The sequence below is a fragment of the Xenorhabdus cabanillasii genome, from assembly GCF_003386665.1.
Classification (GTDB): domain Bacteria; phylum Pseudomonadota; class Gammaproteobacteria; order Enterobacterales; family Enterobacteriaceae; genus Xenorhabdus; species Xenorhabdus cabanillasii.
Window position 1 is genome coordinate 1433209 of the sequence record NZ_QTUB01000001.1, and the last position, 12690, is coordinate 1445898.

The window sequence follows — 12690 nt, forward strand, 5'->3', positions numbered from 1 at the left end:
CTCGCCAAAGGAAAATGCGCTATGACCTATACACAACTGACCGAAACAGAAAGATATCAGATTTCTAGCCTGAAAGAAGCGGGTTTTTCACAACGGGCGATTTCAAAGTCACTCAATCGAAGCCCCTCAACGATTAGCCGGGAATTGAGACGAAATCGGGAAGCAAAGAAATATTCTCCTGAACAGGCTCAGTTTAAGGCCGTAGCACGCCGGCATTTTGCTATAAAAGCAGTCAAAGTGAATCCAGAGATAGAAATGTGGATCAAACAGTTAATTTGGCAAGATTTAAGTCCCGAACAGATTGTGGGTTATCTTAAACGGGAAGCCAAAATATCTTTACATCATGAGACGATTTATCGATTGATTTATAAAGATAAAAAGAATGGTGGTGATTTATGGCAACATCTCAGAATGGCGAAAAAACCGTATCGTAAACGCTATGGAAATTATGAGCGCAGAGGCAAAATTAAAAATAGAGTCAGCATTGATAAACGCCCAAAATTTGTTGATAAAAAGCAGCGTATTGGTGATTGGGAAGGCGATACTATCGTTGGCCAAGATCATAAAAGTGCATTATTGACACTCGTTGAACGAAAATCATTATTTACTATTATTATTAAACTTGAAGATAAAACAGCAGAAGGGGTCGCCAAAGCGGCAACAAGACACTTATCACTGATAAAACATAAAGTTAAAACAATTACCTTTGACAATGGCCTCGAATTTGCCGAACACGAGCGGATCAGTAAAAATTTAGAGGCAAGAATTTATTTTGCTCACCCGCATTCCCCTTGGGAAAGAGGGATAAATGAGAACATAAATGGATTAATTAGAGATTACTTCCCAAAAGGAAGCGATTTTAATAAGGTATCAGAGCGGGAGATTAACCTTGTGGCAAACCGATTAAATAATCGTCCTCGTAAAACACGAGATTACAAAACACCGAATGAGTTATTTAAAGGAGTACCCACTCAATTACTTCGCTCATTACGGTGTTGCGCTTAATATGTGAATCCAAGTCTTGTTTCATTTAATACCCAACGTAGTTTATGTGTTTTAAAAATAAACGGAATAATAACTCTGGAAGATATTTCTTCACGAACAGGAACAGAATCTAGCGGTTATAATATATCCGCATTTTTGGAAAATGGTCATAATACGATAAGACTTCTCATGGGGCGTATGCCATTTGATAAGGATACAAAGAAATTTCATAAAGAGTCATGGTGTGAAGCAACAATAAGAAAAGTCTCTTCTCACGATGAACAAGGTATAATAATTAGCCATATAAAATTAACCGTGGATGAGCATGGAAATGTGACAACGAAACAATCGATAAACACTAATGAAAAATTTGATTATGCAAATATGTCAACAACGAAAGGGGAAATAAACTTATTTGCAGCTCAAAAAAATTTTTCAGTCAATGGATTGCCAAACTGGATGTGGACAAAGGCCACGCCTGTCACGGAAAATGATCTACCCGCTATAAAAGTAGTTTATCAGGAAATCAGTAATGCTTTTTCACGTCATGATCTGGATAAAGTCTGGAAAATGAGCCAATCAGCTTGGGAAGAGTGGGCTATAGCTGATAACAGTAGTGCCAAGATATTTTTTGACTCTATGGATTTTGAAGAAAACATAAGCGATAAATTTTCTGTTAAAGAGCCTGATTGGAAAAATTATAAATTGATTAGCTACAAAAACGGTCGATTATTCCGTCTAGAAAGAGGTGTATTAGGATCTTCTCCTATTATTTTCCACAATAAAGAGAAGAATAAAAATTATAATTATAATCCTTACTTATCCATTATCAATGGAAAAGTTGTTATCGCTAGATAATTAATTTATTAGGCTAATCAGTTATTAGTAATACTGATTGGCCTAACTCTTATTAATAAAAGAAAGTTTAATTATCAAATAGAATAAAAGTATTACATTGATATATTAATGATAATTATTTCATCAGATAAATTATATTATAAATGTATTAATTTTCACTCTGATAGTGTTTGTCCATTATTATGTGAACACAATAAGAGTATAAATATCATATGACTGCTTCAGAAACAACCACTTTTAAAAAGGAATGTTTTTTAGGTTGTTAAACAAAAAATGTGAATTTTTATTTATATTATCTTTTGATGGTATGAATCCATTATTATAAATAATTCTACTTAAAGCACAATATGCATTATTGCCACAACTACAAAAATCAGGCAGCCTAAAATGGTTTAGAGTGCTTTTCAGCGACAATAAAAACTCTCGTAGCCTGAAAGGGAGAGCAAGTATTGCGGTGCATCTGCGTACTTTGGGAAGCAGATATCTCCAGTATAAACAATCTTAGTTTGTTCAGTGATAAAGGTTTCTTAAACTCAAAAATATCTCAGAAGAGTGTTTTTATATTAAAAAAATAAAAGGGCGATATATTCGCCCTAATAATTCATTTAATTTATTAAAAATAGTGCTTATTTCTTCGCAGCAGCCCGTACTTCCGTCACGCTCTTGCCACCGATTCCCCAGTTATCCGTTTCCACTTCATCAATAATGACAAACGTTGTTGCCGGATTCTTGCCAAGTACATCCACCAGCAACTGGGTTGCACCTTCAATCAGTTGTTTCTTCTGTTCAGCAGTTGCCCCTTCGCGGGTGATTTTGATGTTCACAAATGGCATAAATGACTCCTTTTTGATTTGTTATGAAATGCTTCTGATGAAGCAGTCTCGTTTTGTTACTCTTTTTTCTCTGCTGTGGCGATCCAGGCAGCGCAAAACAGGGTCAGTCGGGCAAAGAAATAGAAAAATGCCATCAGGCCAATTACTGAGCCAAAGGCTGCGCCAGAAGGTGAACTGGCAAGGCGTGGCAGCATCATGGTCATAATCGATTTAATGATCTCAAACCCAATGGCGGCCATTAATGTTCCCTGAAACAGGGCTTTCCGCTCAGGCCGATGACGAGGCAAGATCCACAATATCCATAGAAATAACAAATAATTGGCAGAAATGGAAATCGTCATGCCAATGGATGTCCATACGGGGCGCAGCCATTCAATACTTTCTAAGCCAAGGGCATGGACGATGGTTGCCTGAGCAGAGCCAGCGATGGAGTTCAGGGAAAGTGTTATCACTAATGCGAATAGCAGGCCAAATAGAGAGAAAATATCCCGAATATATTGAGAGTAAATTTTTTCTTTATCTTCGTGAGTATGCTCCCAGACATCACGGGATTGAGCACGGATCGCTTCCCGCAGGTTGCCGACCCAGTTCACGCCTGAGTAAAGCGCAATCGCCAAACCTGTCAATCCAACGGTTGTTCTCTGCTTTATGGCGGTATCAACACTATTTTTCAATGTATTTGCCAGAGTAGGATCACTGATGCTATTGGCTATACTGTTGATGAGTTTTGCCAGCAAATCAGGATTGGAAGCCAGCACAAAACCTGCGATAGCAAAAGAGAGCATCAGTATTGGGATCAGGGACAGAAAGGAAAAATAGGTAATAGCTGCACCAAACTGACTGCCCATTCGATCATTGAAACGTTGAGCTGCCCTGATCAGATGGGCAATAAATGGGATATGGCGGATATAGTTGCCGATGCGGATCGTCACCGAAAACGCTTTCTTGCTGCCATCTAAACCTTTCTGTAATGGTGTGCTGGTTGTTCCTTTGCTGGAATATTTCCTTTTTTCAAAATCATTTGGCATACATCCTCTTGGCTTTGCCTGATATGACTATAATGTAGCCCATTATAGCCGTCGTCTTCTAGGTTGCAGCTTTGATCATGTTTACTTATCCCAATCCTACTGCCAGAGAGGGTGAGGGAGGGAGAATAAATGATTGGTCGAATATGGGGCGAATATGGAAAAGTCCGGTAGCTATGTTACCGGCTACCGTACTATGTATTATGTGCGATGTGAGTGAATTAAAGAGAGGTCAATTAATCCAAAGAGTGACCCTTGATCCCACTATGTGTCGCGGGTATTTCTGTATTGTGACTCTCATTTTTCACGAAAGGAATTTTGCCGGAGAAGATATCCTTCTGAGCCTCGTTAGCAAGACCTGCGATGGAATCCGGCAGGTTAACTCCCATATTTTTACCTCTATCGTAGCCTGTTACAGATTGATGCCCGATTTGCTGGGTATTGACGGATACCTGCCCCTGCGTGCTGTCAATCCGGCTACCGGTTAAGTGGGTCTTACCAGCGACATCCAGATTAACTCCGTTAGTACCGTTGATGGTTGATTGCTCACCAATGGTTTCCTGCTCGAGAGTATCGTAATTACTCTTGAGTTTCCCATTATATCCTTTGAAGGCCGCGGTCAGGCGATCAGTCAGACTTGGGGCTTCCGCATCGGCTTTTTCATCATTGGTTACCGCCGTTTCAGGTGAACTTTCAGGCGAGTTGCTGTCAGCAATCGGTAGTGTTGTTTTATGGGAATCATCTCCTTTGACAGTTTTGCTATACCCTAATCCTGCATCCAGACCGATATTCAGGCTATCAGTTCTATTTTTTAAGCTTTCAACATTAAGGTTGCCACCGATATTACCCGTTACTTGATCTGCGGTAATATTAGTTCCCTTAAGGGATGTATCCTGCGCACTGGTCAATACAACATTACTACCAGAAACCTGGCTGTTATGGTGAGTGACTTTGTTCAGATGATCGACACCGAATTTAACTTCACCACCAATATCGTATTTTTTATCGATGATGCTGTTATTTGTTTCTCCATTATCTCCGGTATTATCACCACCTTCATTGTTACGGACTTTACTGGATACGCCACCTTTGCCTTTAACGTCAAAGTTCCAGCCATTATTGTTAGCTGTATCCTGAGCAGCAGCCAGTTCAATTCCACCACGTTGGGCAGTCAAATCCACTTGTTTACCGGAGATATTCGTACCTTGTAGTGTCAGATTATTGCCCGCATTCAGATTGATACCTTGTCTGCCGGTGATAGTACTGGTTTGGGCTGTGGTACTGTTCTGTTGGCTGGTGTTATAGCCTGCGCCTGCACTGCCACTGAAGTTTTTACCATCTGGATTAGTGCCTACAGTTAGAGAAAGTTCTCCACTATGACCGTAATTGTTCTGTTCTCTGCGGTTAGTTGTCTGATTGAACTGAATATTTCCGCCAGAACTAACGTTTGTTCCGCCGTTGCCTGCATTCATGGATGTTCCCTGATAACGTGCGTCTCTGGTCACCTGAACATGAATACCATTTTGGGCATTAATACCGCTGGTAACGGCATTGTTATCGCTGGTGGATTCAGCCTGATAGCTGCCGTTACCTTTGCCATTGACAGAAAGGTCACTGCCTGTGCTGGTGTAAATGCGCAGACGGGCGTCGCCAACAGTATTAGAAGAATTGCTGTTCTGACGATTGTAGGCTGCTTCACTGGTATGGCTGCCAGCAGTCAGTGACATGCCGCCTTTATTTGCCTGATACTGGGTTCCTTGATCGTAAACATCTCCATTAGTGGTTACTTTGATATCACCAGCTTTGACTGTAGTCACTACAGCATTTGATTGATAAGTATTGGTGTTATTGCTTTTGCCATTCATGGCAAGCTCAAGACCCGCATTTGGTAATCCGGTTTTTGAGATCGCGGTATCCAATTTCCCGTCTGTTGCGGCTTTGGCCGTTTTTTCCACCGGACGGGACGTTGCACTGTAATCGGCTGAACCGCTGATTTCACCCTCTACCTGTAATTGGCTTGTGGAATTTGATGCTGTATTGGCAGTCGCAACATTTTTGATGCTGCCCGCATTAGCCTGATAAGTTCCTTGTACCTGATATTGAGTGCCTTGTTGTTTCAGTTCTCCCATGGCGTTCAGTTCAAGGTTGCCATTGATCTGAGCGTTTGACACTACCGCAGTGGTACGGTTCTGGGTATAAACATTATTGGAATAACCGCCCTCGGCTCCACCTCCGATCCTATCCATGCCACCAGTAGCGAATACACCGCCACGGACTTTGGTCTGTGAATTCTCGGTTGTTGTTTGATCTTCTGCTGCCAGCAGTGCGATGTTGTCGCCTGTAATTTTGGCGTCACCCTGTGTTGTTACCAGTTTTGCGCTTGTGATGGTGACATTTTTTCCTGAGTTAATGGAAAGTTGGCCACCATGCAACTCGGCTTGATGCTGTGTAGTGGAATGGGTTTTCTGGTTATCGGTGGTATGTTCAAAACCGACACCAGCACGGTATTGCTTATCTTTCGTCTCATTAGTGTAATAGTGCCAGTCAAGATTGGTTTTCTCCTGCTGATACTTATTTTGTGCATCAAAGGCAAGTATGTTGATATTGCCTGATGTATTCAGATTCAGCTCTCCTGCGCTTTTCGCCAGACTGCCAATAACATTGATATCTTTGTTGCTGAGTAATTTCAGGTCAGTATCAGAAATTAACTGGCTACCGGAGCTGGTGTGCTGGTTTGTTTGTTCCTGGTTGGAATTTTTGGTGATATTAAAGATTGTGCCTTTTCTCTCATCAACCTTTTTATAGGCATGACTGACAGCATTATCGATGACTAACTGCCCATCATTAGCTTCAACATACGCTTCTTGTTGCGCTTTTACCTTACTGCCGGTAATGGTGACACCATTTATTCCAGTCAGCAGTAAATGCCCATCTGCCTTGATGTCAGAGGCATGGTGTGTTTCCACTTTATCCTGATTGTCTTTATTGCTGCCACCTGCAATGCCACCCCAATAGCGTTTATTTTTCTCAATGAGATGATCATTGACGAGGGATTGCGTAGTGACTTTTACCTGTTGCCCCGCTGAAACAATCAGGTTTTTGCCTGAATGTACCTGAGAGCCGATAATTTCAGCATTAGCTCCTGCGCTGATCCCAAGATCTCCCCCTGAGTTCAACTCACTGTTGACACTGCGCTGAGTAGTATTGATCTTTGTCCAGTTACCGGTTTGCAGCGCCAGGGTGTGATTCTTTTTATAGCCTGTTTCAACGGTCATTTCTGATTCCACTAAACCAGCCAGTTTTACATCTTGTTTAGCGGATATAGAAAGTTGGTTTCCGGCGATAATTTTACTGCCAAGCACTTCTGCATTGCCTTCACTGGCGGTCAGATGAACATTTTCCTGTGCATTGAGGGAATTTCCTTCATATTGGTACTTTTCATTCTCATTAGTGACATCATACTGCCAGGATAATCGCCATTTGTTGTCGACGTTACGATTAAGCTGGTGAAGTTGCTGACCATCCAGTTTCAGATTGGCGCCGGTCAGTTTGATATTATCCCCTGTAATATCGGTTGCCATCACCTGATTATTCTGGCGGGCGACCAGCGTGATGTTCTTACCGGCCAGTTGAGTGCGGGCAATGGATTCGTTAATTTGCTTTTGCGAGGTATGAACGCCACTAAAACGGCTATCGTAGTTATCATCGCCTGTTTCATGTGATGAAGCCCGGTTAAGGCGTCCTTGAGACAGCAGGTTTTTGCCCTGCAATATAATATCTCCGCCTTGCAGGTTAGCAGCCTCCAATGTCACATCACCGTGGGAGGTAAGGTAAATACCGTCACCGGCAGTCATCTTACCTTGCAGATTGACTCCGCTTCCTTCCGCCGTATTCAACAGCCGAATACGTCCCGCTTGCATACTACCGAGGTAATAACTATCAAGTGCATCCGTGCCTGATTGCTGTGATGTCAGGATTTGGCCATCCGCGGCAATCTGGTTATTTCCCATTGTAATATTGAGCGTTTTTTGGGTGATGACTTTGCCGTTGATATCAACTCTGGGGGCGATAAGGTTCAGAATATCATTATGGGACAAGCCATTATTTCTGATAGTCAGGGCATTTTGGTTATCGAAGTTCTTGAATCCTTGCAGGATACCATTTTCAACCAACGGATTACCGACAACCAGAGATGCCTGATTTGTGTTGATAAAGTCACAGCCGTTGCAGGTGATGCCGTTGGGGTTTGCCAGCACATAATCAGCGGCCATGCCGAAGATCTCTTGTTTACCGAGTAAGAATGAAGGGTTGCGGCTGACCACTTCATTCAGAATGATACTGGCTGCCTGCTCATTCAAATTACTGTTAGCTGATAACTGCCCGGCCAGTTCCGATTGACCATTAACCAATGAGTTATTTAAGACAGCCCCCATTTGGTTGACGTTAAAATCCTGATACTGGTTATGGGATAAACCCGAATCGGAAGGGGCTACGATATTGACGACTGTAGCACCTGTTGCTGCAATGGTGACATCCGGGCGATGTGCTGCATCACCACCGGGCGTAATGCCGTTGGCAAAACTGGTTGAACAAGTTGTCAGAATAATTGCCATTGATGCCGCAAGTTTCCCCGTAGGAGATAATCTGAACTTTTTTCTCTTCATATTATTACCTCTGTTTACTTTCTTTCTTGTGAGTGTGCAGCTACCCAGGGAGAAGCCTCCCAGGCTGGCTACGGTTAAAAAATCTGATGATTTAATAAGCTAAAAAGTGTAAGAAAAACGGGTTAACAGCTGTATGGGTTCATCCTTCCCCTTATTTTTATGGGCTAGCGTTTTGCCACGGTTCATCTCAACATCGGCAAAGAAATGTTGATAGCGCAAAGCTATACCAACACTTAATCCCGCATTGCTCTTCCATGGTTCCTGGTGGTTGTAGCTTTTGATCTGGCCGATATCTGCGCCGATACGCAGGGTAAGTGAACTTTCAGACAGTGGTATTGAGTGGGATAAGGTATTTCTCAGATACCAGCCGTTATCTGCGGAAAGTGTGTTATTGCTGAACCCCCGCACTGTATTGCGGTCGGTAATATTGAGCCACTCAACGCTGGGTAATCCTTTTGGGCTGTACTGAGCGTAAAACTGGCTATTAAATCGGTACGGCATAGCAAATAATTTGAAGTGCTGCTGTAAATTTACTGATAGCTTCCCTTTGGTGAATTGCTTATTCAGGTTGTTTGTGGAGGTTTGGGCACCGAACCACGGTGTTCCTTGCTCAATACCGGCATCAAAAGTGATAAGACCACTGGGAGTAATTTGTAAGTGGCTGATTCCAAGTGAAAACACCGTTAATGTCTGGCTACTGTGCCTAAGTTTCTCAATACCGAAATAGTTGTTGTAATTTTTGTAGACAAATTGGCTGTTGACCGTCGAGAGTTGCGATTGATTACGGTGGAATATCCAATCCATACGTACACCCGACTGTTGTGAATTACCATGCAGTTTGCTCGAATGTTTCTGTAATTTTGGACGGCTTGTGTAGCGGGAATAGCTGGTAAACCCGCTGAAAGTCACAGCCCCGTAAGGGAGTGAATAGAACAGGGTGGCAGCCCGGTTATATTGGGTATTGGGTTTATCGGCAGTTCTGGGGATAGTACTGACACCACTGAAGCTGATGAAATCTGATAATCCCAGAGGGCTGTCGATACTGGTATTCAGCCGGTTAATCCATTTGCCGGTACTTTTTTGCCCATAGTTATCAGTTATTGCGGTGATCCGCCACGGAGTGGAATGCCGGTTATGCAGCCTGATGATAGAGCCGCCATTAACTGAACCGGGCAGAATATCAAGCGTTGTTTTGTTTGATTGCAGGCGATTCGACTGATCCAGCCCTTGATCCAACTGATTGAGATTCAAAGGTTGATTGATCAATCCGGGGAATAACATCCGGCTGTTAACCCAGTGATCACCGCCTTCAATGGCTTCGACGAATCCTTCAACAACATTGAGTCCCAATTCTCCACGGTGATTGGGAGCAATAAATTGTACCCGAGCTGTGATATAGCCTTTGGCAAGATAGAGATTCGTGATTTCTGCTGTCAGTTTGTTGATGTCATTGTTAGTAATGCAATGATCGGGCAATGCACTGAGTGTATCCAGATCTGCCAGAGAGAGCAGAGTCATCCCCTGAAGATAAACACCACTGATATCCAGGCATGGTGGTGCTTTAACCAATACGGGTGATACAGTTTGTGGCGCAGTGGTATCAGTACGATCAATGAATCCTTGATGTCGGCGTTGTTCAATTAACCGGCCTATTTCTCGTGAACTTTCCTGTAAGGTTCTTCTGGCTTCATCCATTGTGGATTCCGTTATAGCGGATTCAGTCATAGAGAGTGCAAAGTCGGGAGTTTCAGGCAATGCGATTACCTGAATGGAGGTAGATAATAAGATGAGGATTGCTGTATTTTTAAACATCTTAACACCCGAATGACAATGGTTAAGTTGAAATGTAATTTGAGATCTATTGGATATAGTTATAATGGTTCACTAATTAATCATTAAAGCATAGAAATTATTTTATTTTGCTCTGATTAACGGGATCAGTCTGTCTTATATGATTATTTATAGTTATATATTTAACTTAACCATTTACTATTACCCATTTTAGTTATGTTTTGTTGCGTAATTTAGAGTTAACTCAAATGAGAAGTGGATTTATCTGAAATTTCAAATGAATGGTGGAAAGGCATGAATTTTGTTTTTCAAAAATTCATGTTTAAAAGTGTGACATTGGTTATTAATAGTACATGTGATTATTAATTTATATATTCTTATTTATTGAGAAAATAATCACGAGATAAAAATCTCACTTTCAAAAAAAAACAAAAAAATAAAATATAAACAAGGGAAATATGAATTAAAGTAAATTAACAGGGGGAGGTAATGTGGGAGCGGATTATTCAGCCAATGAATAATATTCATTGGCTGAAAATTTATTGCTTAAAACTTATTATTTAAAATCTGATGAATAAGATATTAAGCAACAATTGGCGCGCGCCAGTCGTCAGCACCAGAAGTACCGGCAGTAGTGTGTTCCCACTCGATCTTACGGTAAGACAGAGAAACACGAACCAACTGAGTGAATTCAGATTTTGCTGGATCCTGGCAGTGTGGCATTTTGCAGTCGATGTCAACGATAGTTGCATCTATCAGTTTAGTAGTAAAGAAGTGCTCTTGTTTACCTTCGATAGAAGTACGATACCACTTCAGTTCTACAGTTGTTAACATTTCGCCGGAAGCCAGTGCGTTGTAAAGCAGAGGAACTGCTTTATTCAGTGCAACGGTGAAGCGGAATGGTTTATGTGCACGCTGACCAGAAGGCTGACCAGACTGTGGATCAGTTGGAACAGTAACAATGTGGTCAAATTCTTGAACCAGCATTTCGTCTTCGTGACCCTGAACAAAAATATTACCTACTGATTCAGCAGTGAATGCGCCAGCAGTGATATTACCCTGAGTTTTTCCGTTGATGGAAATATAACATGGAGTTGGCATATGAATATCCTATAAAAATTTACCAATATAAGTGTAAGTGCTCATTCCTTGCGTAATGATTCCATTCATTGATGAAATGAAATTAGCGATGCCGAACACTTGGGGCGAATAATAAAGCTGAAATTGTCTGATGCAAAGTTATTTGTAAATTGCAAGATGAGTTCAAATTCAATGACAAATAAAAATTTTATAATCATTGCCGTCGTGATATTTATGGCTAAGTTTTTATGAAAATCAAGAGAGTTTCTCTGTATAAAAATTAATCTTCATATTTTTGATTTATATAATGTATTGATAATAAATGTATTTTTATTTTTGAATGATATAATTTTTATGATCATTTATAAAGTGTGAAGTACGTCAAAAAGATGAGTTGGATAAGATTTTTAATGGAGAATAATTAATCTAAATAAAATAAAAAATATACTTGATGATCATCATAGGTCACAAAATTTGCAGACTATATTTTATTCACAATATATGAAAAATATTATTTTATATACAATTAACAGGTAATCTGTCTATATACTCTTATAGAGAGTAAAACCAAAGTTTTATCTATTTTGTAAGGAAAAAATATTTATAAGTTTCTAGAAAACACCATAAAGGTACTAAAAGCTAGAATAGAGGGGGTTATCAATAAGTGTTTTGGCTTTACATCAAAAAAATAAAGTGTCAAACTCGCTATTGACGATTTTTTATATCGATGTTACTTCCACGATTGGATAGAATATTTCTGTATCTTTATTTATATGCTGATATATAAAAATCTATTTGTTCCTGCAAATACAGTTACCTTCCGCTGCCTATTTCTTTAGGAAGGCCTGCTGCGTTTGTTATACGGTTAAACATTGTAATTATTCTCTTTCCAATAATGGGTTGTTAGACAGTTCATGGTTGTATTAGCCAAAGGGTTGAAATATGAGTAAGAATAGTCCTGGTAGCGTAGCTCCGAAAGAAAGAATTAATATTAAATATGTTCCTAATACCGGCGACCAGACCGCAGAAGTTGAATTACCTCTGAATCTTCTGGTTATTGGTGACTTGAAAGGAAAGAAAGAAGATACGCCAATTGAAGAACGACAGACCGTTTCCGTGAATAAAAATAATTTTAATGCGGTAATGAATGAGGCGAACATCAACCTGACTTTTAACGTCCCTAATCGCCTTGAAGAAAATAGTGAAGAAGATCTACCAGTTAATCTGGAAATTAAATCACTGAGTGATTTCTCACCGGATAATATCGCCAAGAAAGTACCAGAGCTGAATAAACTGCTGGAACTGCGTGAAGCATTAGTTGCATTAAAAGGTCCTCTGGGAAATATCCCCGCTTTTCGCGCTCGCTTGCAGTCACTGCTGGATGATGAATCCGTTCGTGAGCAACTCCTGAAAGAACTTGAAATCATCAATAAAAAATAACTCGTTAAAGGAATT

The 12690-nt window shown here is 40.7% G+C and carries 8 protein-coding genes; 3 read left to right on the forward strand and 5 right to left on the reverse strand.

The window, feature by feature from the left end:
- Nucleotides 1-21 precede the first annotated feature (21 nt).
- The gene (locus BDD26_RS06995) at nucleotides 22-1005 is read left to right on the forward strand and encodes an IS30 family transposase (protein WP_115825513.1); all 984 of its coding nucleotides are present in this window, start codon (nucleotides 22-24) and stop codon (nucleotides 1003-1005) included.
- 3 nt (nucleotides 1006-1008) lie between these two features.
- Complete coding sequence (locus BDD26_RS07000) at nucleotides 1009-1842, forward strand: hypothetical protein (RefSeq protein ID WP_147299005.1); 834 nt, start codon at nucleotides 1009-1011, stop codon at nucleotides 1840-1842.
- A 626-nt stretch (nucleotides 1843-2468) separates the two neighbouring features.
- On the opposite strand, the gene BDD26_RS07005 is transcribed toward BDD26_RS07000, so the two are convergent.
- The 5 genes from BDD26_RS07005 to BDD26_RS07025 all read right to left on the reverse strand — a co-directional run bounded on the left by BDD26_RS07005 (nucleotide 2469) and on the right by BDD26_RS07025 (nucleotide 11256).
- A complete protein-coding gene (locus tag BDD26_RS07005) occupies nucleotides 2469-2675 on the reverse strand; it encodes a 2-hydroxymuconate tautomerase family protein (protein ID WP_099135339.1) in 207 nt (68 codons plus the stop codon).
- A gap of 56 nt (nucleotides 2676-2731) precedes the next feature.
- Nucleotides 2732-3703: an inner membrane protein YhjD gene (yhjD, locus tag BDD26_RS07010; RefSeq protein ID WP_115825982.1), complete on the reverse strand. Its 972-nt coding sequence runs from the start codon at nucleotides 3701-3703 to the stop codon at nucleotides 2732-2734.
- Between the two features lie 233 nt (nucleotides 3704-3936).
- On the reverse strand, nucleotides 3937-8364 hold the full coding sequence (locus BDD26_RS07015) for a hemagglutinin repeat-containing protein (protein WP_115825984.1): 4428 nt from the start codon (nucleotides 8362-8364) through the stop codon (nucleotides 3937-3939).
- Nucleotides 8365-8463: 99 nt separating this feature from the next.
- Nucleotides 8464-10176: a ShlB/FhaC/HecB family hemolysin secretion/activation protein gene (locus tag BDD26_RS07020; protein WP_115825986.1), complete on the reverse strand. Its 1713-nt coding sequence runs from the start codon at nucleotides 10174-10176 to the stop codon at nucleotides 8464-8466.
- A 561-nt stretch (nucleotides 10177-10737) separates the two neighbouring features.
- Nucleotides 10738-11256, reverse strand: coding sequence for an Hcp family type VI secretion system effector (locus BDD26_RS07025; protein ID WP_038269551.1), 519 nt, complete (start codon nucleotides 11254-11256; stop codon nucleotides 10738-10740).
- 921 nt (nucleotides 11257-12177) lie between these two features.
- Here BDD26_RS07025 and tssB point away from each other — a divergent pair.
- Nucleotides 12178-12675, forward strand: coding sequence for a type VI secretion system contractile sheath small subunit (tssB, locus tag BDD26_RS07030; RefSeq protein ID WP_038269549.1), 498 nt, complete (start codon nucleotides 12178-12180; stop codon nucleotides 12673-12675).
- The last annotated feature ends 15 nt before the right edge of the window (nucleotides 12676-12690 follow it).

Bases quoted from the DNA above. Each gene is read 5' to 3' on its own strand.
- BDD26_RS06995 (WP_115825513.1), top strand. From the start codon at position 22: ATGACCTATACACAACTGACCGAAACAGAAAGATATCAGATTTCTAGC.
- BDD26_RS07005 (WP_099135339.1), bottom strand. From the start codon at position 2,675: ATGCCATTTGTGAACATCAAAATCACCCGCGAAGGGGCAACTGCTGAA.
- yhjD (WP_115825982.1), bottom strand. From the start codon at position 3,703: ATGCCAAATGATTTTGAAAAAAGGAAATATTCCAGCAAAGGAACAACC.
- BDD26_RS07015 (WP_115825984.1), bottom strand. From the start codon at position 8,364: ATGAAGAGAAAAAAGTTCAGATTATCTCCTACGGGGAAACTTGCGGCA.
- BDD26_RS07020 (WP_115825986.1), bottom strand. From the start codon at position 10,176: ATGTTTAAAAATACAGCAATCCTCATCTTATTATCTACCTCCATTCAG.
- BDD26_RS07025 (WP_038269551.1), bottom strand. From the start codon at position 11,256: ATGCCAACTCCATGTTATATTTCCATCAACGGAAAAACTCAGGGTAAT.
- tssB (WP_038269549.1), top strand. From the start codon at position 12,178: ATGAGTAAGAATAGTCCTGGTAGCGTAGCTCCGAAAGAAAGAATTAAT.